Annotated in this window: 23 protein-coding genes and 1 pseudogene; 13 read left to right on the forward strand and 11 right to left on the reverse strand. The window is 71.1% G+C overall.

Annotation, left to right across the window (positions count from 1 at the left end):
* Complete coding sequence (locus RM779_RS22140) at window positions 1-279, forward strand: hypothetical protein (protein WP_311619500.1); 279 nt, start codon at window positions 1-3, stop codon at window positions 277-279.
* A gap of 78 nt (window positions 280-357) precedes the next feature.
* Here RM779_RS22140 and RM779_RS33880 read toward each other — a convergent pair whose 3' ends face one another.
* Window positions 358-588, reverse strand: coding sequence for a hypothetical protein (locus RM779_RS33880; protein ID WP_449657303.1), 231 nt, complete (start codon window positions 586-588; stop codon window positions 358-360).
* Window positions 589-907: 319 nt separating this feature from the next.
* Here RM779_RS33880 and RM779_RS33775 point away from each other — a divergent pair, with 319 nt between their 5' ends.
* Complete coding sequence (locus tag RM779_RS33775; RefSeq protein ID WP_394813364.1) at window positions 908-1,183, forward strand: LmrA/YxaF family transcription factor; 276 nt, start codon at window positions 908-910, stop codon at window positions 1,181-1,183.
* Between the two features lie 199 nt (window positions 1,184-1,382).
* Here the strand turns inward: RM779_RS33775 and RM779_RS22155 are convergent, their stop codons facing one another.
* The 4 genes from RM779_RS22155 to RM779_RS22170 all read right to left on the reverse strand — a co-directional run bounded on the left by RM779_RS22155 (window position 1,383) and on the right by RM779_RS22170 (window position 5,806).
* On the reverse strand, window positions 1,383-2,108 hold the full coding sequence (locus tag RM779_RS22155) for a PaeR7I family type II restriction endonuclease (RefSeq protein ID WP_311619502.1): 726 nt from the start codon (window positions 2,106-2,108) through the stop codon (window positions 1,383-1,385).
* Window positions 2,109-2,120: 12 nt separating this feature from the next.
* Window positions 2,121-3,797, reverse strand: a complete 1,677-nt coding sequence (locus RM779_RS22160; protein WP_311619503.1) for an Eco57I restriction-modification methylase domain-containing protein — start codon at window positions 3,795-3,797, stop codon at window positions 2,121-2,123.
* Between the two features lie 390 nt (window positions 3,798-4,187).
* Window positions 4,188-4,739, reverse strand: coding sequence for an META domain-containing protein (locus RM779_RS22165; RefSeq protein ID WP_311619504.1), 552 nt, complete (start codon window positions 4,737-4,739; stop codon window positions 4,188-4,190).
* Between the two features lie 44 nt (window positions 4,740-4,783).
* Window positions 4,784-5,806 carry an NAD(P)/FAD-dependent oxidoreductase gene (locus RM779_RS22170; RefSeq protein ID WP_311619505.1) on the reverse strand — a complete coding sequence of 341 codons (1,023 nt, stop codon included), beginning with the start codon at window positions 5,804-5,806 and terminating at the stop codon, window positions 4,784-4,786.
* A gap of 158 nt (window positions 5,807-5,964) precedes the next feature.
* On the opposite strand from RM779_RS22170, the gene RM779_RS22175 reads away from it, so the two are divergent.
* Both RM779_RS22175 and RM779_RS22180 read left to right on the forward strand, forming a co-directional pair.
* On the forward strand, window positions 5,965-6,354 hold the full coding sequence (locus RM779_RS22175; RefSeq protein ID WP_311619506.1) for a VOC family protein: 390 nt from the start codon (window positions 5,965-5,967) through the stop codon (window positions 6,352-6,354).
* Window positions 6,355-6,999: 645 nt separating this feature from the next.
* A complete protein-coding gene (locus tag RM779_RS22180) occupies window positions 7,000-8,106 on the forward strand; it encodes a hypothetical protein (protein WP_311619507.1) in 1,107 nt (368 codons plus the stop codon).
* 235 nt (window positions 8,107-8,341) lie between these two features.
* Here RM779_RS22180 and RM779_RS22185 read toward each other — a convergent pair whose 3' ends face one another.
* Window positions 8,342-8,566 carry a DUF397 domain-containing protein gene (locus tag RM779_RS22185; protein ID WP_311619508.1) on the reverse strand — a complete coding sequence of 75 codons (225 nt, stop codon included), beginning with the start codon at window positions 8,564-8,566 and terminating at the stop codon, window positions 8,342-8,344.
* Window positions 8,563-9,438 carry a helix-turn-helix domain-containing protein gene (locus RM779_RS22190; protein ID WP_311619509.1) on the reverse strand — a complete coding sequence of 292 codons (876 nt, stop codon included), beginning with the start codon at window positions 9,436-9,438 and terminating at the stop codon, window positions 8,563-8,565. The genes RM779_RS22185 and RM779_RS22190 overlap by 4 nt, the downstream gene beginning before the upstream one ends.
* A 205-nt stretch (window positions 9,439-9,643) precedes the next feature.
* Here RM779_RS22190 and RM779_RS22195 point away from each other — a divergent pair, with 205 nt between their 5' ends.
* From RM779_RS22195 to RM779_RS22210, 4 genes and pseudogenes are all read left to right on the forward strand, one after another.
* A complete protein-coding gene (locus RM779_RS22195) occupies window positions 9,644-9,868 on the forward strand; it encodes a hypothetical protein (protein WP_311619510.1) in 225 nt (74 codons plus the stop codon).
* Window positions 9,869-9,987: 119 nt separating this feature from the next.
* Entirely contained in the window at window positions 9,988-10,530 is a 543-nt protein-coding gene (locus RM779_RS22200) for a hypothetical protein (protein ID WP_311619511.1), read from the forward strand.
* 71 nt (window positions 10,531-10,601) lie between these two features.
* Complete coding sequence (locus RM779_RS22205) at window positions 10,602-11,936, forward strand: S28 family serine protease (protein WP_311619512.1); 1,335 nt, start codon at window positions 10,602-10,604, stop codon at window positions 11,934-11,936.
* Between the two features lie 70 nt (window positions 11,937-12,006).
* Window positions 12,007-12,196: pseudogene (locus RM779_RS22210) on the forward strand (helix-turn-helix domain-containing protein); the annotation flags it as partial.
* An 8-nt stretch (window positions 12,197-12,204) separates the two neighbouring features.
* Here the strand turns inward: RM779_RS22210 and RM779_RS22215 are convergent.
* Window positions 12,205-13,461: a serine hydrolase domain-containing protein gene (locus RM779_RS22215; protein ID WP_311619513.1), complete on the reverse strand. Its 1,257-nt coding sequence runs from the start codon at window positions 13,459-13,461 to the stop codon at window positions 12,205-12,207.
* Window positions 13,462-13,804: 343 nt separating this feature from the next.
* Between RM779_RS22215 and RM779_RS22220 the strand changes: the two genes are divergently transcribed.
* Window positions 13,805-14,272: a cupin domain-containing protein gene (locus tag RM779_RS22220; protein WP_311619514.1), complete on the forward strand. Its 468-nt coding sequence runs from the start codon at window positions 13,805-13,807 to the stop codon at window positions 14,270-14,272.
* Window positions 14,273-14,385: 113 nt separating this feature from the next.
* Window positions 14,386-14,859: a MarR family winged helix-turn-helix transcriptional regulator gene (locus tag RM779_RS22225; protein WP_311619515.1), complete on the forward strand. Its 474-nt coding sequence runs from the start codon at window positions 14,386-14,388 to the stop codon at window positions 14,857-14,859.
* An 80-nt stretch (window positions 14,860-14,939) separates the two neighbouring features.
* Here the strand turns inward: RM779_RS22225 and RM779_RS22230 are convergent, their stop codons facing one another.
* Window positions 14,940-18,098, reverse strand: a complete 3,159-nt coding sequence (locus tag RM779_RS22230) for an ATP-binding protein (protein WP_311619516.1) — start codon at window positions 18,096-18,098, stop codon at window positions 14,940-14,942.
* A 90-nt stretch (window positions 18,099-18,188) separates the two neighbouring features.
* Entirely contained in the window at window positions 18,189-18,407 is a 219-nt protein-coding gene (locus tag RM779_RS22235; protein WP_077060273.1) for a DUF2277 domain-containing protein, read from the reverse strand.
* Window positions 18,408-18,606: 199 nt separating this feature from the next.
* Between RM779_RS22235 and RM779_RS22240 the strand changes: the two genes are divergently transcribed.
* The 3 genes from RM779_RS22240 (at window position 18,607) to RM779_RS22250 (ending at window position 23,711) form a co-directional block, all read left to right on the forward strand.
* On the forward strand, window positions 18,607-19,473 hold the full coding sequence (locus RM779_RS22240; RefSeq protein WP_311619517.1) for a pectate lyase family protein: 867 nt from the start codon (window positions 18,607-18,609) through the stop codon (window positions 19,471-19,473).
* Window positions 19,474-19,598: 125 nt separating this feature from the next.
* Window positions 19,599-22,850, forward strand: a complete 3,252-nt coding sequence (locus RM779_RS22245) for a substrate-binding domain-containing protein (protein WP_311619518.1) — start codon at window positions 19,599-19,601, stop codon at window positions 22,848-22,850.
* An 81-nt stretch (window positions 22,851-22,931) separates the two neighbouring features.
* Window positions 22,932-23,711, forward strand: coding sequence for an alpha/beta fold hydrolase (locus RM779_RS22250; RefSeq protein ID WP_311619519.1), 780 nt, complete (start codon window positions 22,932-22,934; stop codon window positions 23,709-23,711).
* Here the strand turns inward: RM779_RS22250 and RM779_RS22255 are convergent.
* Complete coding sequence (locus tag RM779_RS22255) at window positions 23,701-25,050, reverse strand: FAD-binding oxidoreductase (protein ID WP_311619520.1); 1,350 nt, start codon at window positions 25,048-25,050, stop codon at window positions 23,701-23,703. The two genes, RM779_RS22250 and RM779_RS22255, sit on opposite strands and share 11 nt — an antisense overlap.
* Between the last annotated feature and the right edge of the window lie 53 nt (window positions 25,051-25,103).

The following is a 25,103-nucleotide window of genomic DNA, read 5'->3' on the forward strand; positions in this document are numbered from 1 at the left end:
ATGCGCAAGACCCGGATCAAGGGCATCGTGGCGGCGTCGATCGCGGCGCTGGGGCTGACCGCACTGGCCGTCACCTCCGCCAATGCCTCCAGCGGCGGCGGCGACGAGGACGTTCCCCCGCACGGCCCCACCGTCCCGGGCGACGGCCCGGTGGAGCTGCCGGAGAACGGGGTTGCGGTCCAGAAGAACGAGGACGGCAGCATGGACATCAGGGAGCTGACCGACGAAGAAGTCGAGGAGGGCGGCGACTGGCAGCCCGTCACGCCGCCGGCCGAGTAACCGCCGGAGCACGCCGCCGTGGCCCGTTCCCTGTGGGGGGAACGGGCCGGCGGCCGGGGCGGAGCACGCGGCCCGCGTTCAGACTCCCAGTGCTTCGGCGGCGAGTGCGGTGCCCTCCGGGCGGGCCCGGATCTTGACGAACGCGGTTTCCACGCTGGTGGACTGGTCGTCGGCGAACGGAGCGAAGCCCGAGTCGGGCGGCAGGTGCCGAGCGGCCTCCGGAGTTTCCACGCGCGGGTCGAGCGGGTCGGTGACGCCGACGAAGTCCCGCGCGCCGTCCGGCAGTTGCGTGCTGACGGCGGCCAGCACGCGCTCCGGGTCGGGCTCGCCGGCCAGCGCCAGGTAGAAGCTGCCGACGGCGAGCCGGAAGAGACCGGGGAGCAGGCCGGGTAGTCGACATCCAGGCTGTGGGTGGAGTCGTGGTCCGCGCCCGCGTCGGTGTGCACGCCGATGCGGGCGCGTTCCGCCGGGGTGAAGCGCTCCAGCACCCGGTTGTTCAGGGCGCCGAAGTCGTCCAGCACCCCACCGCTCGGGTCGAGATTGAGCGCCAGTCGCCCCTCGGTGAAGTCCAGCTGCACCACGTGCGCCCCCAGCTCGCCGCCTCCGAGTTTCACCGACCAGCATCACGCTGGACTCGGTCCCCTCGTCAGAAGCGCTCACCAACGCCTGCCGCGACGCATACGACGCCTGGCTGACCGCCATCGCCGACGGGCTGCGCGGCTACGGCGTGCCACCGGACACCGCGGCCGGCCTGTCCGTGACGCTGCTGTCCTGCCTGGAAGGAGCCCTGGTGCTGTGCCGCGCACAGCAGAGCGTGCAGCCACTGCACCACGTCGCCGAACACCTCACCGCCCTGGTCCACCCCCACCTCCCAGGGCCAGGTCCCTGCCCCGGCCCGCAGTGATCCCACGGTCCGGCCGTGATCCGTACCGCTCCTGCCCCACGTCCAGATCGCGGTCGGCCACTACCGCGTCGTCCAACTCGTCAGCAGGATGCTCAACCTGGTGCGCCGTGGCCGACTCGGCCGGGCCCGTCCCGGAATGGAGGGCCCGCCGCCTACTGCGCAACCGCGAAGGCCTCGCCCACACGCTCGTGCACGGCAATTAACCGGGAATGCCGAGATCCTTCAAATATGTGAGACGAGCATTTATCGCTGCCGAGAAGTGCCTCCAGTCAAGGCTCTCGACCAGTTCGATCGGCTTCGGATCTTCGGCCGAAGACGTGACATAGCAGGCGGCGTCGTAGAGCTGCTCGGTCATGAGCCGCTCACAGAAGATGCCGAATCGGTCCTGGTAGGAGGTGCCATGCCAGATGTCGTCGACAGGAAGGGCGCCCTTGGCGGTCTTGACCGGCTTCCGAGACCTTTCCCCGTCCTGCATAATGAAGAAGTATCCGAGCCACGGCTTTTCCTTCGGGTACAGCTCGGCGAGGACCGCTCGACGCAAGTCGACAGCGCTACCCACTGCTTCTTCGACTCTGTTGTTGTAGTTGTTGCCGTACGAGGGTCCACCGAGCGCCTTCAGCTCGAACGCCGCGACGAGCACGTTCTCGTGGACGACCACGACATCCCATTGCTTCTGCGGACGGTAGTAACCAGGCAGTTCCAGGCCCTGAGATTTGGTGACGCGGATGCTCTCAGCCGGGTAGCCGGCTTCGAGGAAAAATTTGGCCAAGAGTGCCGCGATGACGTCGAAATGCTTGCCGCCTCGGACAGAGCCAGCAGTACCAGCTCCTACCGCGTCCCTGATCACGGACTGCTCATTCTGTAGTTGTTTGGCGCCCCAGTACGCCGCGATGGCGTCCTCGAAGTCTTGGCGGGTGACCGTCAAGATCCGTTCCTCCTAGTCGGGCAGCTCGGCGAGCCCGTAGACACGCAAAGCGGCCTCGGTGGCGGCCTCCACGTCTCGCTTGTCGAAGGCTTCGGCAAGAGCAGCTCGGTCGCCCTTGCTGATCGCCGTCAGGTCTGGGACGCGGATCTTCCGGAGGTACTGCGCCTGGAAGCGCAGCGTCCCCCCACGCATCTTGACCGCGTACGCCTCCACAAAAGCCTCCGCGACCTTGGACAGCAGCAGGCCACCGAGTACGCGCATGTCCCAGGTCTCCGAGACGATGAAGTACAGGTTGTGGTGAGGATACAGGCCGCCTTCATCGAGAACCGGATGGATACTCAGCTTCATGTCCGGAAACAGCAACTTCTGCCTACGGGTGAGTTGCTGGTCGACTTTGTCGATGGTCTTGTACCAACGCTGAGGCTGCTTGACCGCGACATAGCGCTTGCGCAGAGCCTCTCCATGCTCCTCGAAGTAGGAGGCGAGACGCGGATACGCATCAAGATCGACCAGTTCACCGCTGGCTGCCCAGGGGTTGACAAGGAACGTGCCGTCCCAGTCGAGCGTGCCGCTAGTGGTGTCACGGACCATGGCCATGGGGAGCAACCGGTCTTCCTCGACCAAGTCCTTGTCTTTGGTGAGAAAGACCTTGTCGGCGCCGGTGGCGATGCCGATCCCGACCTTTGTTCCCGTCCTGGTGTCCTCCAAGAGCCGGAAGCGCTCGGTCAGGTCTTCGAGGACAGCAAGTCTTGCTGGCGAAGCGGTCGGCCACGACCCTTCCTCGGAGAACCAGTGGGGCATGCGTGCAGCTCGGAAGGAGGTCATGGCCGCCGTTGCCGACTCGCTGGCCGCGTACCAGTCGGCGAAGTCCCGTGCCTGTTCCGCTCCGAAGGACCGATTCGTGTCCGCGGCGACCGCTGCGCCTTGGGGCCTGTTCGAAATGACTGTGATCGCGGGGTAGGCCGAAACCTGATCATCGAAAGCATCGACATCGTGCATCACAAGCGCAAGATCCATGCTGAAATCCTTGGTCACCAGCTGCCTCAGCCGCCGACCGTACTGGTTTCGCATCCAGCGGTCGGCGCAGATGAAGCCCAGCTGGCCACCTCGGTTGAGGCTGCGCAGCGCCACCTCGTAGAAGCCGATGTAGATGTCAGCTCGGCCACCCATAGTGGGGCAGGCCCGGCGGTAGGCCGCCATCCGGTCGTCAGGAACGTCTTCAAGCCGGATATACGGAGGGTTACCGACGACATAGTCGGCACGACGCTCAGCGTCCGACTGAAGCAGATAGTCTCCGCGCTTCACCCATGCTGCGGCCACCATTCTCGCGTCTTTCGGCTCCCAGCCCTCTTCTTGCAGCTTTTCCGTGACCAGTGCCCGACTCTGCTCTACGTTCCGGCCCAGCAGGTCAAAGGCGCGGACGGCGTCGATCGCCTCCGTGATGGAGCGCTCGTGCACCTGGCATGACGCACTGATTCGAGACGCGATGACGGACAGGAACGCACCGCCACCACAAGCTGGCTCGACGAGCTTCACACTACTGAGGTCGTTGTCGGCGGTATAGCCGAGAAGATCCAGAATGAGCTCGACAACCCAGGCACGCGTGAACACCTCGCCATGCTCCACGGCCTCCTGTAGAGACTCGGGAAGGGAGAGGTTGTCGGTGCTGAACAGCGCGATAGTTGCCACGCAAGGACAGTACCGCCCATGCCTCCTCAACCCTCGCTTCCATCCACAGATCGTAGTCATTCGATAACAGGAGTCTGCGATGCGGGTGTCAGACGTCGGGTACGACGTGCTCGGTCGGGAATCACTCCGGTCGCGGACAGGCCGCGGCGATGTCCCGGCGCTCCGCCTCGCCGAAGAGGACGCAGCGGCTGCGGCCGACGAACTGCTGCACGGACGCTAGCTGGTGCTGCGCAGGGGCAAGGAGAACCTGCGGCGATCGAGGTCACCGGGGTCTGAAGCAGACCGGGAGACGGAAGCTCAGCCGTGAGCGGAGGAGTACTTCCGGCTCACGGAGCTGGGCTACGGAGTGGTGCCCGGGCGGCACCGGCTGGTGGCCCGACAGGGCCGTTCCTAGGTGGTGGGCAGCGGGATGGGCAGGTCTTCGGTGAGCGTGATGGTTCCGCCCGCGGGGTTGGTGAGGGTGAGGGTGGCGGGGTCGTTCATGCCGGGGCCGTCCTCGTCGTCGATCTCGTAGGTGAGGCTGCCCTGGAAGACATCGAGGAAGTTCTCCTCGAAGGTGTCCTCGTCCCCGGCGCAGCCCGCGTCCGTTCTGATCACCTCGTCCACCAGCAGGGTGTCGCCGCTGACCGTCACGTCGGAGCCGTAGCGGCAGCCGAACTCGTCGAGGAACTCCTCGGCGTCGGGCAGGTCAAGGTGGACGAGAGTGAGGCCCGGCGGCCGGGGGTGCTCGGTGCCGTCGACCGTGACCTGCTCCGGAAGCCAGCGGGAGTCCGTCAGCTGCTCCGCCCCGTCGGGGGTGCCGTTGCCGGTGCCGCCCTCGGCCTCGGTCTCGGTCCCGGGCTCGGTCTCAGGGGCGGTCTCGGTCCCGGCCTCGCAGCCGGCCAGGGCGGCCATGGCCGCGAGCGCAATCGCCACCACGGGGCGGAGTTGTCCATGTCTCATGCCGCTCAGACGTTCGACGGCCGCTGTCGGTTCGGGGGGTGAGGTCAGTGGACGCGTGGCCGGCAACGCAGAAGCTCGCGAGCCGGTCTTGCGGTCACGAGTTCGTCCGCGACGAGCCGTCCGACGGTGGGTGCCAGGGTGACGCCGGAATGCATCACCGCGACGTATACGGACCGGTCGTGTGTCGCGTATCCGATGAGAGGCCCGTGCGCGGGCATGGGGCGTATGCCGGTGCGGTAGCCCAGCAGTCGGCACTCGTCGCTGCCACGGAAGGCCGTCCGCAGGGGCCGGAGTGCGTCGTGCGCGGTCCGCTCACGGCGCGTCGGCAGAACCATCAGAAGGCCGCCGTCACGCACTTCCCGGACCTCGAAATCAGGGGTGGCCACGATGGTTCTGACCAGGCCGGGCGGTGCGGTGATCCGCGCGAGGGTGGCCGGCGAGGCAGCGACGGGCAGGTCGGCCGGCAGCGGCTCGCAGAGCTGGGGGACGCTGGTTCCGGCAGTGAGCACGACGGTCGCGGCGGAGTGCGGCCCGGTCGCGGACCGCACTCCCTCGACGCGTTCGCCGGACAACTGCAACGAGGTAACGGCGGTTTCGTAGCGCACGGTGGCTCCGTGGGCCTCGGCCGCGGCCACCAACGCGCTGGTCAGCGCCGTCGCATCGACACCGGCGTCGCTGGGAATGTGGATGGCTTGATCGGGAGGGTGCCGTAGGTTGGGCTCCAGGGCGGTGATGTCACCTCGCCCGACGCGGAACTGTCCGGGCGTCAGCCGTGGCTCCTGATCCGGTCCGCCTCCCCAGTTCAGCGAGCCGGTCCGGCGGAGGGCGACGTCGGGCAGTTCGGCCTCCAGGCGCTCGTAGTCCGCCAGAACGTACTCGCGCAGGTCCTGTGCTCCGCCGGGCCAATCGCCTCCGGTACCGCCGACCCAGGCGAACGAGTCCGCGGTGACCCCGGTACCCGGCCCCGGCCCCTGTTCGAGCAGGGTGACCGGGACGCCCCGACGCGCCAAGTGGTAGGCCACCGAGGCACCGACGATCCCCGCACCGACAACAACGACGGCCGACATGAGGTCCTTTCTCTGGGCCAACGACCGACATAGTCGGTCCGCCGCTGAAGGCGCGCAACGGAATAATGCGGCGCTTCGCCTTGGAGTCGCGGATGTCGACGGCGCCGCCGGGGAGGTCGGTGATCCCAGCGGGCCTCCCGTAGGGTGGAGGCGAGGTGATGGGATCGAAGCAGTTGAAGGTCGGGCTGCGCGTACGAGATCTCGAACGATCGCGGGCGCTGTATCTGAAGTGCGGGTTCAAGGAGATCCCGAACGGCGAGCAGCTGGACTTGCGTTACCTGACCTTCGGCCACACGTGGCTGATCCTGTCCGACCTCAGCGCGCATCCGTACCACGCCGCCGAACGGGAACAGGCGACGAAACAGGGGCCGCTCGGACGTGGGTTCGTCCTCACGATCCCGTCGAAGGACATCGACCAGTCATACCGGCTCTGGCAGGACGAAGGTCTCCCGGTCACGGCGGAGCCGATGAACGTCGGCTGGGCGAGCGTCTTCTTCGGACTCGATCCCGACGGCTACGACGTCATGTTTGAGCATTTCCACGAATAGCGGCGCGGACTGGGACTGAGGGTGTGTGCAGGTCCTGCCACCCGTGTGGTCCGTCGGCGTACCCGTCGGCGGTCTCGGACCACGGAAGACCGAGGCCGATCTTCAAGGTCGCGATCGTCGGTTCCTCGTCGAACAGGCACGGCGAGGTACTCGCCCGCACCTGCCGCCGTTCGCATCCCGGGCTGGTGGCCCGCTCCCTCCGGTCGTCGGGGCGGAGCGGGCCGTGGTGTAGGTTCTCTCGCTGCGATGCCAGTTGGCCCTGAGCGGTCTGCGAGTTGTGGATGGCGGCGAGAGCGCGACGGTGCTGGGGAAGACGATGACCAATTGGGCGCCCGCGCTGCTGGCCTGTGCGTCTGTTCAAGTAGGGCAGGCATTACCCGGGGTCCCTATCGGGATGGGAGATGACGACCGTTTACAGTGCCTCGCTCCGGGTGACATCTTGATGCTTTGCCTAGAGGGAGGGGTTGCGCTGCGATGCGTGGAGCGAGGCTGGCCATGGGCTTGGTCGCGGTGGGAGCGTTGCTCACTGCGTGCTCGGATTCGGGAGGGGACGAGGAGGCCGATCCGAACCGTGGCGATGGTGCCGGAGGTGGCGAGCAGCGGACGGACCCGGGTCAGGATCATCCGCCCAGCAGCCAGCTGTCGGTGCCCTCGCTGTACGACACCGGCCGGGGCTGGGAGTCGTCGGAGGAGGGGACCCAGTTCGTGCTCCCCAGGTCCGAGGCCGTCGGGGTGTACTGGGAGCGGCAGGGCGAGTACGGCTTCACCGTGCTGGACGCCGCCACCGGCGAGACGCGCTGGAGCAGCGTCCCCATCAGCCCGGTCGAGCACACCGACGTGCCCTTCGTGGTGGTGACCGTCGACGGTAAAGAGTACCTGGCTGCCTGGTCTTCCGGGACCACGGATTCCGACGCCGTCAACATCGGCAGGGACATCGTCTCGCTCGACATCTTCCCGGCCGAGGCGTCCGGCGATGCGGTGCAGCCCCTCCACGTCGAGGTGGACGGCGACGGTGACGTACGCGACGGCGGTGCCGGGCTGCTGGTGAGGGGAGACGGTGACACCGCGGTCGCCGTCGACCCGGCGACGGGGGACACCACCGAGTACGACATCAACACTTTGGAGCCGCCGTCCGACTGCCCTGACTGCGAAAGCAGTTGGATGATCGTCGGACTCACCGCCAACGGCCCGCTGCTCGGCACCCAGATCGACATCGACTACTCCGGCTTCTGGGTGCCGGGCGGCTGGGCGACCACGGACCTCCGGCCGGAGGGGGCCGACCCGGAGGAAGCGCCGTCCCTGGGGGTCGCCAAGGACAACCTCCTCGTCGCTGGCTGGGACGAGGCGGGCGACTCGGACGCGTACCTGTGGACCGTGGTCGACAGCGCCTCGGGTCAAACACTGGCAACGGTCCGCTGCGAGGGGCACATGACCTCCTCCAGCGACACCACACTCTCGGCCAACGGCCGCTACCTGGCCCACGGAGCACGTGTATTCGACCTGCAGGGGGGGACGGGCGAGTGCCATCAGCGGACCGACACCACCAACCAGCTGCGCTTCGAAATCGTGACCGACGAGGGCATGGCCTTCGGATACAGCTCCACCGACAGCCCGGTGCAACTCGACATGACGACCGGTGAGATCGAGGAACTCGACGACGTCAACGTCCACTTCCCCTTCGGTGACACCGCCGGTTTCGGCCTGTTCTGGGACGACGCGGCGAGGACGATGGTGGCATATCCGCACTCGTGAGGGCGCTCGGACCATGCGGCCCTCACCCCTTCGCGACCAGCACCAACATCACGCTGACACAACCGAGGGCGACCGCACAGGGCCCGCGGCCCGGCCTCCGCCTCTACGGATGAAGACCGGGCCGAAGTCCGTACGCCTGCTTCCCGATGTGGCCACTCGGGGCCACCGGACTCCGAGTGGCTCTCACCGCTGGAAATTGGCCCCGTCTCCGGGGAACCTACACGTGGGGTGGTGGTCAGAGTGTGCCGTCGAGGATGCCTTGGCGGAACGCTTGCCATTCCTCGGCGGTGTAGCGGAGGGGGGCGCGGTGGGGGTTCTTGGAGTCGCGGATGGCGACGGCGCCGCCGGGGAGGTCGGTGATCTCCACGCAGTCCTCGCCGCCGTTGCTGCGGGGGGACTTGCGCCAGACGGCATCAGTGAGATCGACGGCGTAGAGGTCGTCCTTGCGAGGGCTGGTCACTTCCCGTTCCTTTCGGAGATTCTTCGGATGATCTCCCGCGAGTCGTCCACGGACAGAGCGGCCGCGACGATGCGTTCGAACGCGGTCTCGAAGATCTTCACGTCCTCGATGCCCTCCACGAAATGACCGCCCCGGATGTTCTCAAGGCGGACCACCGTGGACCAGGGGTGGGGGAAGCGAACGACCTCGAAGAGGGCGAGCATGCCCGGGTGCGGGGTGGCGGTCAGCGGCATCACCTGGATGGTGATGTTCGGCAGGTCGGCCATGTCCAGCAGATGCCGAAGCTGCTGGCGCATGATCGCTGGCTGCGAGGCGAACCGCTGGTGCAGCGCGGCCTCGTGAATGACGGCCCAAAACTGCAGCGGGCGCCCTCCGGGCCTCGTGGTGAGGATCGCCTGGCGCGTCTTGCGGACTTCCGCGAGGGCAACAACCTCCTCGGACGTACGGGTGATCGCGGTCGCGGCGATAATCTCACGAGCGTACGCGCCGGTTTGCAGTAGCCCGGGGATCAGCCCGGGGGTGTAAATGTGTGTGCTCTCCGCGTCGGTCTCCAGGATCAGGTAGTCCTGGTAGCTCGCGGTCATGACGTCGCCGTACGCCTGCCACCAGCCCTGCTTCCCGGCATCCCTGGCGAGCCCTTCGAGGGCGGCGACGATGTCCGTGTCCGTCACCGCGTACTGCGCGAGCAACTCGGCGACGTCCTGCGGTCGCAGCCGTGTCTGGGCGGTCTCGATGCGAGACAGCTTGCTGTCGTCCCAGCCCATTGCGCTGGCTGCCGTGTTCAGGCTGAGCCCGGCTTCGTGGCGGTACCTCCGCAGGACTCCACCGAGTCGCCGCCTGCGCAGAGTTGGCACTGCTCGAACATTCGGCATGGTGCTATTTCACACCCTTTCGGTGCGTGAGAAGAAGTAATGGGTGCGCTTTGGCTCTCTTGGGTGCGGCAAGCGATGCGACTGGTGACCTATCTTCTGCTGAATAGTGCGCAAGGCTTGCTAGTTGAGCGCGCCTCGTTGCATTGTTCCTTCTCCAGCGCGTAGTTGCAGCCCGTTTCCGTGCGATCACCCGGAGTCGAACGCGATGTCTACGACCTGCCGCACACCTCCGCCGCCCGCCTGGCTCGTGCCGGGCGTTCGTGTCCGCGATGTCGTTGCCGACGACGTCGGTGTCGTTCTGCTGCTCCAGGACGCCACCGCCGAGGTCAGTACCCGCCGGATAAGGCGTCCCGTGCGCGCGCTGCTCCGGGCCGAGTGCTGGGGCGGGCCGCTGTGGTGGGCCCCGGTCGCCGATCTCGTCACCGTCTGAGAAGGACATCCGTTGATATGTCTGTTCGCCGTGTTGAACCGTATGCGCCGCCGCTGACCTGGGGCCCTCGCGTGCTGCCCGTTCCGTACGCCGCCGTGTGGAGCAGCGAAAGAGGAGCGATGGGCCGGGCCTTGACGGTCAGGGGCGACCACGGCGGTCTCGCCTACCGGGACGAGACGCCCGACGACCGCGACGGCCAGGGCGTGCTGTGGGCCAGGATCGGCCGGGCGCCGGGGAAGGGCCGGCCCGACTTCCGGGCTCTGCACTCCGGCCGCCAGCGGCACGCCATGCTCAACAAGCTGTGCCAGGTCTGCGGCGGGCAGGCCAGCCGCACGGCCAAGGGCTGGCTGTTCCTGCTCCAGCGTTCTGCCGAGATGACCGAATCACCGGACTGGCCCGAGGGGATGCTCTGCACGAAGCCGCCGGTGTGCCGCCCCTGCGCCGCGCTGGCCGTCCGCCACTGCCCGCACCTGACCGACCCGGTGACCATCCGTTCCCGCAAGCCGCGCACCTGGGGCGTGTTCGGCGGGTTCTTCTCCCCGACCCCCGCCGGGCAACTCGCCTCCCATCCTGACGGTTGCCTGCCCTACGGCCACCCGAGGGCGCCGTGGTTCCTGGCCTCCCAGCTCATCGTCGAACTCACCCGCTGCACCGTGGAATGAACGGCGGGCGGCCATGTTCAACTGCTTCGCTCAACTACCTTGCATTTGCGAGTCGTTGTTAGCTTCGCGGCATGAGTCTTCGCAGGAGATGTCTGACCGGAGCTATCGCGCTCGCGGCCGGGTTCACGCTCATCGGCGGCCCCGCGGTGGCCGATCCGGTGCAGAGCGCCGACATCAAGGACCGTATCCTCGCCATTCCGGGCGTGAGTCTGATCGAGGAGAAGCCGGGGCCGGACGGCGAGCGTTTCTTCCTCCTCAACTTCACGCAGCCCGTCGACCACCGCGACCCGGATGGCGAGACGTTCGAGCAGCGCATCTCGATCCTTCACACGGGCGAAGAGCGGCCGACGGTCTTCTGGACCAACGGCTACTTCATCAACCCGAACCCGGCGGTCAGCGAGCCCACCCAGCTCCTCGGCGGCAACGAGGTCGGCATGGAGCACCGCTTCTTCGGCGAGTCCGTGCCCGACCCGGACGACTGGAGCACGCTGGACATCTGGCAGTCGGCCAACGACCAGCACCGCATCTACCAGGCGCTGGACGACATCTACGCCGAGGAGTGGATCTCCAGCGGGCGCAGCAGGGGCGGCATGGTCGCGACCTACTACCGCCACTTCTTCCCCGAGGACATGGCGGGGACCGTCGCCTACGTCGCGCCCAGCATCACGGACCGCGAAGACACCGAGCCCTACGACGCGTTCCTCAACACCGTAGGCACGCCCGAGTGCCGGGACGCGCTCGCGGCGCTGGAACGGGAGGCGCTGGAACGCCGCGACGAGATGGTCGGCCTGCACGCGGCGTGGGCCGAGGAGACCGGCGCCACGTTCGAGACCGTCGGCAGCGTCGACGCCTCGTTCGAGTCGGGGCCGAACCTGCTGCGCTGGCAGTTCTGGCAGGTCAACACGACGGCCGACTGCGCGGACATCCCCGCGACGACCGCCACCTCCCAGGAGATCTACGACTACCTGACGGCGACGACCGGCTTCGCCTCCGACCAGGAACTCGCCCCGACGCAGCCGCACTACTACCACGCCGCCACGCAGCTCGGTAACCCGCTGTACTCCGTCGACCACATCGCGGACCTGCTGGAGTACCCGGAACTGATGTACTCGGCCGCCTTCGTGCCGCCGAACGTCGAGCTGCCCGCGTTCGACAACAGCGCGGTCGTCGCCGTCCACAACTGGGTCCGCGACGAGAGCGAGCGGATGCTGTACATCAACGGGGCCGACGACCCGTGGAGCGCGAAGCCGTTCGAGGCGGGTGCCGGCAGCGAGGAGACGTACGTCATGACCGCGCCGGACACCAACCACGTCGGCATCAGCATCGACCGGCTCGCCGAGGACGACCGCGCCCTGGCCACGTCGTCGCTGCTGGAATGGGCCGGACTCGGCGACGCGCAGCGCTGATCCCTCCCCGTGCCGGTCGGACAGCTCAGGAAAGCGCCACGCGGACCTCGGCGATGTCCGGCCGGTCGGGCTGTCGTCCCAGGCCCGTCCCGAACCCCTGTGGCGGCACGTCGTCGGCGACGTGCCGCACCGCAGACGCCTGGTGCAGGGGCGGACCCTCAAGGACGTGGCCGAGGCGGCCAGGATTTCCATGCGCTGTCTGTCCGAGGTGGAGCGCGGGCGCAAGGAGGCGTCCTCCGAGGTGCTCGCGGCGGCGCCCCGCTGCGCGTTACGAGGACGAGGCGCTGTTCCCGGTGGCGGAAAAGGGCTCGTCGAGCATGTCGCAGATCGCGGCGTCGATCAGGGCCGAGTTGGCCGCGGCGGCCTCGGCTTCCATGATGCCGAAGTTGGTGTTGGTCAGGACCGCGACGCTGCGTTGGCCCGTGTCGTCGGTGTAGATCTCGCTGGAGTAACCGGGCAGGCCGCCGGTGTGGCCCCAGACGGTGCCGCAGGAGGTGGTCTTGCGCATCAGGCCGAGGCCGTAGTCGCCGTCCTCGTCGGGGATGGGGACGGTGGTGCGCATCTGCTCCATCTGGGCCTCGGGCAGGAGTTCACCGGACATCAGCGCGGACAGGAAGCGTGTCCAGTCCTCGGCGGTGGAGACCATGCCGCCCGCCGCCCAGGACCAGCTCGGGTCGATGTCGGTGGTGTTCACGTTGTCGTGCGGCCGCTCGGGGCCGACGAAACCTATCCCCTCCGGCAGGTCCACAACGGGGGCGAGGATGTCCCTGAGACGTTCGGCGTCCGGCTCGTAGCCGGATGCGTGCGGCTTCTCCGGGTCCCAGCTGCCGCTCGTGGCCAGGAAGGAGTCGTTCATGCCGAGCGGGTCGGTGATCCGCTCCGCGATCAGCTCGGACAGGCTCTGCCCGGTGGCCCGCTCGAGGATCAGGCCGAGGGCCGTGTAGTTGGCGTTGCTGTAGTAGTGGCTCTCGCCAGGAGCGGTCGGAGGGTCCTGGGGCTGGGTGATCGCGAGCAGTTCCCCGGGCTGCCAGACGCGCTGCTCCTGCCCGGTCAGGGAGGGCAGGAAGTCCGGGGTCAGCAGGTAGTCGTCCAAGCCGCTGGTGTGGTTGAGGAGCATCTCGACGGTGATGTCCTGGCCGCCCGGCACCAGTCCCGGCAGCCACCTCTCCACCGGGTCGTCCAGGCCGAGCCTGTGCTCGGCGACCAGCTGGAGAATGAGTGTGGCGGTGACCGACTTGGTATTGGACCCGACCCTGAACTGATCGGTCGCGGCCAGATCATGATCGTCCTTGGTCCACTCGGCCTGGCGTGCGAGCTCCACCAGCCGGCCGTCGCCCTGCTCGACCCGGACTATCACGCCCAAGGAGCCTGTGTCCGCTGCGGTCTGCGCAAGCTCGGCCAGCCGTTTGTCCGGCGCGGGGTCGGGGCTCGCCTCCGCCTCCGCGCAGCCGATCAGGAGCCCGCTCAGGCCGGTCGCTAACGTCAGCGCCAGGGCGGTACGCAGGGGCCCGCGGCTCGTCGTCATGGGAGAGAACAAGGTGGTACTCCTTTGGGAACTTGGGTTCTGGGCCGCCTGGTTGGTGGCGGTTGTCCACGTTAGGGCCGGGCGCGTTCGCGAGAGGAGCCGTTCAGGCCCCCAGTCGGCCGGGGGGTTAAGCCCATCAGGGCCCGGTCGACACGTTGACGCATGGAGCGGGGTGTCGTCGCGGCCGCCCAGGGAGCGATGGCCAACGTGGGCTCCGGTTTATGTTGCCAGCCACGCAAATGGCGTATACGTTTATGTGGCTGGCCACGTAAATCGGTCCCGGCGGGCCGGTCTCCGCGCGGCCGGCTGCCCCGGACCGTCCTCTACCGCCGAGGAGAACGACATGACCCTGGCCTATCTGGCGCAGCGTGAGCAGCAGCAGAAGCTCGAATGGCTCAACGGAGGCACGTTCTCCGTGCTGCTCGGCAAGGACGCCACCGAAGGGAAGCTGACCGTGGGCCGGTTCGACGTCCCACGGGGCGAGGCACCGCCGTTCCATCTGCACACGCGCGAGGACGAGGTGTTCCTGCTCGTCAAGGGCACCGCCGTGGTGTGGTGCGGCGAGGAGGAACACGAGTTGGGTGAGGGAGGGATCGTCTACCTGCCGCGCGGCATCCCGCACTCCTACCGCATCACCTCCGAGCGCGCGGACCTCCTCATGATCGCCACGCCCGGCGGCATCGAGGGCATGTTCCGCCACGCCGGACGGGACCTCGCCACGCCGCGTCCCGAGGACTTCGAAATCTCCCCGGCCCTGCTGGCGGAGGCCGCCGGGCTGTACGGCAACATCGTCGTCGGCCCGCCGCGATGACGGGCAGCACGGCTCGCACGGCTCGCACGGCGGGCGGCTCTCCCCGACCCAGGTCTTCTTTCCCGGCGGCGGCACTTCGGTCCCCCGCCCACGCACCCCGAGGAACATGAGCGATGAACGATCCCGGACCTCCGGTGCCGAGCTCCGCCCGCGAGGGACGCCTGAGCCACGCGGTCTTCCAACTCGCCCGAGCTCACCGGAGCCGGGCCGCCGCCATGCTCCGCGCCATGGATCTCCATCCGGGGCAGGAACTGCTGCTGATGCAGCTCTTCGACAAGGACGGCCAGACCCAGTCCGAACTCCTCGGCAGCGTCGGCCTGGACCACTCCACCGTCTCCAAGTCCCTGCGCCGGATGCAGGACGCCGGGCTGCTCACCCGCGAACCGGCAGAGCACGACCGGCGCGCGGTGGTCGTTCGGCTCACCGACAAGGGCCGCGCCCTGCGGGAGCCCCTCACGGCGATGTGGCGAACGCTGGAGGAAGCATCCGTGCGGGATCTGAGCCCGGAGGAGGTCGACGCGTTCATCGGCATCGCCCGCCGGATCGAGGGGGCGGTAGGCGACCGCGACCGCCCGTCACCGTCGTAGCCCCGGCACCCCTCGCCGCGTTGCCGCATCGCCCGAGCAGGCCCTCTGCGGGGCACCGCTCCCGGCCGTGGATTCGCCGCCTACAGCCGGAAGTGGGCTTCCTCGCCCGGAGGCGGGTGGTAGGTGCATACCGTGCCGGTGGAGACGGTCGCGCGGAGGTGGGTGGCCAGTTCGGGGTGGTGGGTGTCGAGGCGGCGCAGTGTGTCGCGGATGCGGGCGGTGACCGTCTTCCTGGCGCGTTCCGCCTCGTCGCCGAGCCGCCTGCTGCGTCCGCCGAGGCCCGCGGCGGCGCGCAACTCCTCCAGCAGCGCGGCTCGTTCGCGGTCGAGCTCGGCCGCCTTCGCCGGGTCGCCGCGACCGGCCGCCCGGTCGATCTCGTCGTCCAGCCGGTCAAGACGCTGCCGGTAGCGCGCCTTCGCCTCGTCGTCGAGCACCGGATCGCCGCCGAACACCCGCACCTCGCCGGACGGGTCGAGCAGCCGGCCGGCGGCGATGTCCTGCCCCGCCTGCCCGATCAGGTGGCGCAGGTCCCGCAGCCCCTTCGCGTCCGGCAGGTGAACGGTGCGCCCGGCGTAACGGAGCGTCCACACGCGCCCGTCGAAGCGGAACTCGTTCCGCTCCGGCGCCGCGGCCCGCGGCTCCGTCAGCGCCGCCGCGGCCTGCTCCGCCACGTTCCGCAGGCCGAGGGCCGTGGCCTCCTCCGCCGTCTCGCGCAGCAGCACCCGCGCCGCTTCCGCGTCGCCCGCGCCGCCGCGGCCGAGCAGCGCGCGGGCCAGGTGCAGCCGCGCCCGCGCCGCCCAGGGGCGGGCCAGCAGCCGGTCGGCCGACCTGGCCGCCTCGGTGAACGCCCCGACCGCCTCGTCCCAGCGTTCCTCGGCGAGGTCCAGCAGGCCCGACCACAGCAGGAACGGGCCGCTGATGTCGAACCCGAACATCGACACCGCCCACTGCCCGGCGAGCGGCGCGAGCTTCGCCCTGGCCGCGGCGATCAGCTCCGGGTCGCCGGACAGGGCCGCGGCCTGCGCCTGGAAGCGCAGCCACAGCGCCTCGACATGCCGCGGATAGCTCGCGGCCCGCGCCGCGTCGAAGTGCCGCATCGTGGCCGCCACTTGGCCCTGCTCGGCCGCGTCGATGCCCGCGACCAGCTCCGGGTGGGGGTGCTCCTTCGCGCCCGAACTCACCTGTAGTTCCGCCAGCTCCGCGAACCGGCCCTGCGCCTGGAGCAGCGCCCAGCACATGTGGTTGCGGAAGAGCGCGAGCTCCTCGCGGTCGTCGTCGCGCATCAGGTCCGTCAGCCGGGCCCGCGCCTCCTCCGCCTCGGCGAACCGGCCCTGGAAAGTGGCGAGGATGGTCCGGTCGACGGCCGCCGACAGGTGGTAGCGCGGCCGGTCCATGCGTTCCACGGAGGCCAGGAACGCGTCGAACTGCTCCAGGTAGCGCGGATCGCCCTGCTCAAGGAGCGCGACCCAGCCGAGCGCCGTCGCGAAGTGCTCCAGGTCCGCGTCGCCGCGGCGGCGCGCCATGTCGGCCATCTCGGCGGTCAGCGCCTCGCGTTCGGCCGCGGTGCCTGGGCCCCAGATGGTGTCGTGCCGCGCCCACAGGCTGAACGAGAGGGCGTCCTCGTCGTGCCCGCGCCGTGCCAGCACGGCGGAACGGATGCTCAGCTCGCGGGCGATCCGCTCCAGCGTGTCCGGGTCGTCGCCCGCGGGCAGCGGCCTGCCCTGCGGCTCGCCGATCAGCCGCCGGTGGGCGAGCTGGAGCAGCTCCGTGTTCAGCCGGCCGAGCCGGGTGCGGAAGATCGGGCCGTTCGACTGGTACATCGACAGCGCGACCCGGGCCATCAGCTCCGGATCGTCCAGGCGGCGGGCCTCCTCGGCCACCTGCTCGTAGACGTCGGTCGCGTGCGTGGGGTCGGCGGCGTGGCCGAGCTGGCCGGCGAGGTCGAGCCCGGCCAGGATGCGGCGGCGGGGGCCGACCGCGGCGGCCAGTTCGAACGCCTTGCGGCTGTGGCCGATCGACTCCTCGAACGCCATCCGGCCCCTGGCCTCCTCGGCGGCGGACCGCAGCAGCTCCACGGCGAGGGCGGGATCCAGCTCGCCGCCCGCCAGGTGCGCGTGCCGGGCCAGGTCCGCCGGGGGCACGCGGTCGGCCAGCTCGGGCGCGCCGTCGAGCGCGTGGACGACGGCGGCGTGCCGACGCCGCTGCTCGGCCTCGTCCAGCGCGTCGTACAGCGTCTCGCGGACCAGATCGTGCGCGAACGCGAAGCGTCCGGAGGGGCGTTGCTCGACGAGGCGGGCCGCGGCCGCGTGGGCGAGGAGCCGGTCCACCTCGGGCACCGGCGCGGCGGCGGTGGCCGCGAGCACCTGCCGGTGGAACTCCCGGCCCAGCACCGCGGCGCCGGTGAGGAGAGCGACGACGTGCTCCGGCAGCAGCCCGAGCCGCCGCCGCACCGCCTCCCGCACCCCGGGCGGGATGCCGCCGACCCCGCCGCCGCCGTGCCACAGCCGGGCGGTCTGCTCGACGAAGAACGGGTTGCCGCCGGTGCGCCGGTGCACCTGGGCGGCCAGGCCCTGGCCCGGGGCCCGGCCCGCGGTGCGGGCCATGAGCGCGCCGACCTCGTCCGCGTTCAGACCGGCGAGCGCCAGCGTCGTCGCCTTGGCGACCAGCGGCATCATCAGCGCGTGCAGCGGGTGTTCCGGCGGCGCGACCTCCGTGTCGCGGTAGGTGCAGATCAGCAGCAGCCGTTCGAACCACGTGTGCTGGACCGCGAACTGGAGCAGCCGCAGGGACGCGGTGTCGGCCCAGTGCAGGTCCTCGAGAACGATCACCACCGGCCGGTGCTGCGAGGCGGTGACCAGGGCCGTCGTCACCGCGTCGTGGAGGCCGAAGCTCTCGGCGGCGCCCGCGCCGCCTGTTCCGGCGAGCAGGACCGCCAGGTCGGGGCCGGCGGCCTCCTCGGCCGCCGCCCACTCCCGCGGTGCCGCCGCGCGCCGCAGTCCGCGGATCACCTGCGTCCACGGCCAGTAGCCGGGCGCGTTCTCCGCGTGCCAGCAGGAGCCGCCGAGCACGAGGGCGCCCCGCGCCCTGGCCTCCTCGGCCGCGCCGGTCACCAGCGCGGTCTTGCCGATGCCCGCCTCGCCGGCGACCAGCACGAGACCGCCGTGACTCGCCACGGCCCTGGCGATCTGAGAGCGGAGCACGCCGGCCGCGTGCTCCCGCCCGAACAGGTCGTCGAACACGTGCGCCCCTGAAGCTCTGCTGTCCGGTAGTCCGGTAGTCCTGTAGTCCGGTACGAGCATGGCACAACGCGGCCCTCGTGCCGCCGGGCGCTACCGGGGGGTGGAGCCGCGGACGGTCAGGTTGGCGAGCAGGTGCCGGGTCGCCTCGGTCACCGCGTCCACCGCCTCGTCGAACACCTCGCGGTTGTGCGCCGCGGGCGCCCTGAACCCCGACACCTTGCGCACGTACTGGAGCGCGGCGGCGCGGATGTCGTCGTCACTGACCTCGGGCGTCGCCGGCGGGCGGAGCGTCTTGATGCTTCGGCACATGCCTCCAGTGTGCACCTGTCCCGAAGCCCCCCGAAGACCCATCCGGACGCAATAGTCCACACGCGGCCCGGCATCGTCCACAGGTCCCGGCCTAGCATCGAGGCCACGCCGAAGCCGGCCGGCACCGGTCTCTGTCTTTCCCCCCAACACCCCCAACACCCCACCCCCCCCACACCCCCCACACCGGACGGAGAATCCCATGCGCAGGACGAGCGCACGATTCAAGCTGGCCAGCGCCGTGGCCGTCACGGCCGCCGCGGCCACCTTCGGCGGCGACACGGTCACCGTGTCCGACGCCGACGCGTTCATCGAGGCCGCGTCGAGCGACGGGCCGCTCCAGATCGAGGTGGACGGCACCATTCAGCTCGACGACATGGCCGACGTGTCGTCGGACAAGACCATCATCGGCGTCGGCTCCGGCAGCGGCTTCGACGGCAGCGGCCTGCACGTCGCCGACGCCGACAACGTGATCATCCAGAACCTGGTGTTCGCCAACTCGAACGACGACGGCATCAACGTCCAGTACTCGACGAACGTCTGGATCGACCACAACGACTTCACCAACCCGAACGACGGCGCCCTGGACATCAAGCGCGCGTCGACGGACATCACCGTGTCGTGGAACCACACCTACGACTCGGACAAGAACATGCTTCTCGGGCACGACGACGACAACGCCTCCGAGGACGTCGGCCGGCTGAACGTCACGTACCACCACAACTGGTTCGACAGCGTCAACCAGCGCAACCCGCGCGTCCGCTTCGGCGACCCGGTGCACGTGTACAACAACTACTACAACGACATCGGCAGCTACGGTGTCGCGTCCACCGAGGACGCCGGGGTGCTCGTCGAGGCCAACTACTTCGAGAACACCGACGACCCGTACCACCTCGGCGAGGGCGACTCGGGTCCCGGCAGCCTGGTGGCCGTCGACAACCACTACGAGAACTCCAGCGAGGGCGAGACCGGCGGCTCCGTCTCCGACATCCCCTACAGCTACACCCCGGACGCGGCGACTGACGTCAAGTCGATCGTGACCGGCGGCGCGGGCGTCGGGAACATCTGACCCGGCACGCCAGAGCCGAGGGCCGGCGTCGCGGCACTGCCGCGACGCCGGCTCTTGTCGCCGCGCCGCACCGCCGCTATCGTCCACGCCACCCCCGGCGTCGTGCGAGGAGCGAGGCGGCCCCCATGGCGGAACGCGGGCCAGGCCAGGAACGGCGACTCACGGTCGGCCTGGTCACGGCCAACATCCACCTGGGCGTGGGCGCCACCCTGTGGTCCGGGGTGCTCGACGCCGCGGAACGCGAGGACGTCAACGTCGTCTGCTTCCCCGGCAACGCCCTGCGCCCCGGCGGCGGCGACCCGCGCAACGCCGTGTACGACCTCATCGACGCCGCCCGCCTCGACGGCGCCATCTGCTGGTCCTCCACCCTCGGCGTGCCCGCGGCCGACGAGGACGCCGACCCCGGCGGGGCCGCCGCCCGCCTCGCCCGCCGCCTCGGCGGGCTCCGCCACGTCGTCAGCCTCAACCGCGTCCTGACCGGCCACGAAACGCTGCGCCTCGACTCCTACGCCGGAATGCGCGACGCCGTCGGCCACCTCGTCGAACACCACGGCCGCCGCCGCCTCGCCTGCCTGCGCGGCCCGCTCGCCAACCCGGTCTCCCGCGACCGGTTCCGCGCCTACGCCGACGCCCTCACCCGCTACCGCCTGCCGCGCGACCACTCGCTGGTCTCCGCCTCCCTCGACTACGCCGCGGGCGCGGGCGCCACCGCCATGGGCGTTCTGCTCGACGTGCGCGGGCTGCGGCCAGGACGCGACTTCGACGCCGTCGTCGCGTGCAGCGACGTGCTCGCCGCGGACGCGCTGCGCTTCCTCGCCGGGCGCGGCATCCGCGTCCCCGACGACATCGCGGTGATCGGCTTCAACGACTCGCTGGAGGCGCGGATCAGCGACCCGCCGCTGACCTCGGTCTCGCTGCCGTTCGCCGAACTCGGCTCCCTCGCCGTGGACACCCTCCTCGCCCGGCTGCGCGGCAACGCCCCGCCCGCGCGCCGCGTCGTGCCGGGCACGCTCGTCACGCGCCGCTCGTGCGGCTGCCACTCGCCGCTGGTCAGCCAGGGCGAGGACAACGCGCCGCCGCCGGAGGGGCCGCCGCTGGCGGCGGACCTGGCCGCCGCGCTGACCCGGCCGGGCGCCGCGTTCCTCAACGCGATGGAACGGCATATCGCCGACCACGTGCACACGTTCGAGGACGCCGCCGCCCTCGACCGCGCCCTGCTCCGGGAGCGCGCGGGCGCGGACCCCGGCGCGGACCCGGGAGCGGACCCCGGCGCAGGCCCCGGCGCAGGCTCCGGCGCAGACCCCGGCGCGCGGGCGGCCGTTCGCGTCGAACGGCTGCTCGGGCAGGCGAGGCTGATGGTGGCCGACAAATCCCACCGGCTGCTCGAATACGAGCGCTGGACCAACGAGCAGCAGGACCGCAGACTGCGCGAACTGGCCACCGCGCTGACGGCCGTGACCGACACCGCGGGCCTCACCGACGCGCTCGACCGGCACCTGCCGGCGCTCGGCGTCCCCGGCTGCCGCCTGGCCATCGCCGGCGAGGAGCCGCCCGCCGGGCGGGCGGCGGGCGGGCTGCTGCCCGCGGACCACCGGTTCACCGCCGTTCTCGAACCCCTGCACCTCGGCGAGGAACGCCTAGGCCACGCCGTCTTCGACGCCGGCCCGCAGGAGGGCGCGGCCCGCAACGGCGCCCTGTACCGGGCGCTCGGCGACCAGATCAGCGCCGCCCTCGGCGGGGTGCGGCTGTTCACCGAGGTGCGGCGGGCCCGCGACGCGGCCGAGCGGGCCAGCCGCTTCAAGACGCGGCTGCTGGACAACGCCACCGACGAACTCCGCACCCCCGTCGAGGCGATACTCGCCCACACCCGGCCCGGCGACGCCGCCCACGAGGACGCGGGCCGGCTGCTGCGGCTCATCGACGACCTGCTCGACCTGTCCCGTTCCGAGATCGACGCGCTGGCCCTGCGCCGCCGCCTGACCGACCCGCGCCCGCTGCTCGCCGAGGCGCTGCGGGCCGCGGACAGCGGCGGGCGGCTGCACCTGCCGCGCCGCCTGCCCGCCGTCCTCGCCGACCCGGGGCGGCTGCGGCAGATCCTGCACAACCTGCTGACCGTCGCGGCCGGGGAACGCACCCGGCTCACCGTCCGGGTGGGGCCGGCCCGGCTCACCGTCCTGGTCACCAGCCCCGACCTGGCGCTGCCGGCCGCGGAGGACGACCAGCTGTTCCACCCGTTCGCGACCGGCGCGCCCGGCACCCGGCTCGGCCTGGCCATCGCCCGCCGCCTCGCCGTCCTGCACGGCGGCACCCTCGCCCCGCACCGCGGTCCGGGCGGCAGCGGCTTCCACCTCACGCTGCCGCTGCCCACCCCGGCCGAACCGCCCGCGCCCCGCCCGGCGGGCCGCACGCTGCTGGTGGCGGCGGACGGCGCCGTGCCCGCCGAGTTCGCCACCCTGGCCCGGGACCACGGGCTCGACCTGCACCGGCTGCACCCGGACGACGACCTGGCCGCGCTGCTCGCACCGCCGGGCCCGGCGGCCGTGGCCTGGGACACCGGGCAGGCGACGGCGCACGAGTGGTCGGCCGTCCGCCGCCTCCACGACCACCCGGCGCTGCGGCACACCCCGTTCCTGCTCTACGGCGAGGCCGCGGGCGAGGCGCTCGACCACGCGCTGCGCGCGCTGAAGCCCTCGGGCCTCGGCGCGCCCGTGGTGGTCGCGGACGGCTCGGCGGCCCGGCGCGAGGAGTTCCGCAGGCTGCTGCCCGAGCACCAGGTCAGGGCCGCGGCCGACGGAACGGCGGCGCTGGCGCTGATCGCGGAGGAGGCGCCGGGGCTGCTGATCGTCAACCGGGCGCTGCCGGACATGGACGGCTTCGATCTCGTCGAACGGCTGCCGGGCACGCCCGCGCTGATGATCGGCGACCAGGGCTTCACGGCGGCGGACGCCCGCCGCGCCGACCCGCACCCGGGCCTTGTGCTGCTCGGCCGCGACATCCTCACCGGTCCTGAACTGGTCCGGCTGCTCGCCGCGATGACGGCCCGCGCGCCGCGCGCGGCCGATCCGGCGCCGGTGCGCCACGCCCTGGCCTGCATCGAGCAGCACTACCGGCACCGCCTGACGCGCTGGCAGATCGCGCAGGCCGCGGGCGTCAGCGAGGACCACCTCGGGCGCCTCTTCCACCGCGAGATCGGCGTGACGCTCTGGGAGTACCTGACGCGCCTGCGCATCAGGCAGGCGAAGGAACGCCTCCAGCGCAGCGACGACAGCGTGCAGACGGTGGCCAGGGCCGTCGGCTTCCACGACCGCGCCTACTTCAGCCGCGTGTTCCGGCGGCTGACCGGCGTGGCCCCGCACGCCTACCGCGACGCGTCCTGAAGTTCCGGTGCCGACCGATGAGTCCCGCCCGCCGCCGCGGTCCACCCTCCGAGGCAGTGTGTCTACGGGAGGGACGTCACCATGGAAGCCACCGCGGTCTCGGCGGACGGCACCGGCATCGCCATCACCAGGACGGGCAGCGGGCCGCCCGTCGTGCTGGTCGACGGGGCGATGTGCCACCGCGAGTTCGGCCCCTCGGCGGATCTGGCCGCGCGGCTCGCGCCGGATTTCACCGTGTACGCCTACGACCGGCGCGGACGCGGCGGCAGCGGGGACAGCGCGCCGTACGCGGTGGAGCGCGAGGTCGACGACCTGCGGGCGGTGATCGCCGCGGCGGGCGGCTCCGCCCGCGTCTACGGCGTCTCCTCCGGCGGCATCCTCGCGCTTGAGGCCGCGGCGCGCGGGGCGGCGATCGACCGGCTCGCGGTGTTCGAGCCGCCGCTGCCGGGCCCCGGGCTCGCGGGCGACGCCGCCGCCGAGCTGGCGCCGCGGCTGGCCGCGCTGGTCGCCGACGACCGGCGCGGCGAGGCCGTCGAGCTGTTCCAGACCTCGATCGGGGTGCCGCAGGAAATGGTGGCGGCGATGCGCGGAGCGCCGTTCCGGCCGGGGCTCGAAGCCATCGCGCACACCCTGGTCTACGACCTGACGGTGACCGGCGCGGCCCTCCCCGGCCGGTACGCGTCGGTCGCGGTCCCGGCGCTCGTGCTGCGCAGCGAGGACACCAGCGCGGGCCTCGCGGCCTCGGCGCGCGCCCTGGCGGACGCCGTGCCGGGCGCGCTGCTGCGGGCGCTGCCGGGGCATTTCCACGAGGTGGCGCCCGAGGAGCTGGCCCCGGTGATCGCCGCGTTCCTCAAGGGCTGAGCGCGCCGCCCGGCGGGATGTTGTGGTTGACGCGGAAGACGTTCGCCGGATCGTAGGTGCGCTTCAGCTCGGTCAGCCGCGCGTAGTCGCCCGGGTCGAACGCGGCGGGCAGCCGGGACGCCTCGGTCTCGCCGCTGCCGAGGAAGTTGAGGAACGAGCCGCCGCTCCAGGGCCGCATCGACACGTGCAGCCGGTCGGGCGCGTCGCCCGCGGCCGGATCGGCCCCGGTGTACAGGGAGAACGCGGCCGTGCGGTGCCCGACCGCGTTGGGCACGCGGGGCGGGCGGGCGTAGGCCCCGCCGAAGTGGCGCAGTTCGGTGACGAACGGCGCCCGCGCCGCGGGCCCGGCGGTGGCCAGCAGGGTGTCGACGGCGGCCGGGGGCAGACCGGTCAGCAGGGTGCCGCGGTCGTGGGCGGCGGCGGACGCGGTCGGCTCGTGGTGGATGGCGCCGACGTCCCGGTAGGGCATGTCCGAGACGGTGTCGAGCAGCGGGGTGCCGACGGCGCGCAGCGGCGCGACGAGGGGTTCGCCCTCGGCGGGCGGCCCCGACCAGGCGATGCGCAGGTGCGTCACGTGGTGGCCGCGCAGCGGGCCCGGCACCTCGGGCACGTCCGGGTAGGCCATCAGCAGTACGGAGGAGGCCATCTCCTCGGGCAGGTCCCGCGTCCACTCGGCCCAGGCGTGCAGCGCGTCGGCGCACAGCCCGGCCGGGAAGTACAGGCCGCCGCCGTAGAGGCGGGCCACGGGGAACAGCGCGATCTCCATGGCGGTGACCACGCCGAAGTTCCCCTTGCCCGCGCCGCGCAGGGCCCAGAACAGCGAGGGGCAGGTGTCGGCGGTCACCGTTCTCGGGGTGCCGTCCGCGGGCACGAGGTCCAGGCTGCGCACGTGGTCCGCGGCGTAGCCGTAGCGGCGGCCGAGCAGCCCCGCGCCGCCGCCGAGCGTGTAGCCGACGGCGCCGACGTGCGGGCTCGACCCGTTCAGCGGCGCCAGGCCGTAGGGCGCGGTGGCCTCGATGACGTGGTGCCAGCGCGCGCCGGCGCCCACGCGGGCCGTGCGGGCGCCCGGGTCGACGGTGACGCCGGTCATCCGGCCCGTGGTGATCAGCACCGTGTCCTCGCCGGCCGGTACGGAGGGCCCGTGGCCGGTGGCGAGGACGCCGATGCCGAGGCCGCGGTCGGCCGCCCGGCGGACGGCGCCGACGACGTCCTCGGAGCCGCCCGCGCCGACGACGTAGGCGGGGCGGTGGTCGACGGCGAGGTTGAAACCCGTGCGTTCAGCGTCGTAGCCCTCGTCGCCGGGGCGGAAGACATGTCCGGTCGGTCCCGTTGCACTCACCCTCGTCAAGCTAGCCGCGGCGGCCGGACGCGGGCTTGTACGAAACGGCCGCG

It is taken from the genome of Streptomyces johnsoniae (assembly GCF_031845565.1).
Classification (GTDB): Bacteria; Actinomycetota; Actinomycetes; order Streptomycetales; family Streptomycetaceae; genus Streptomyces; species Streptomyces johnsoniae.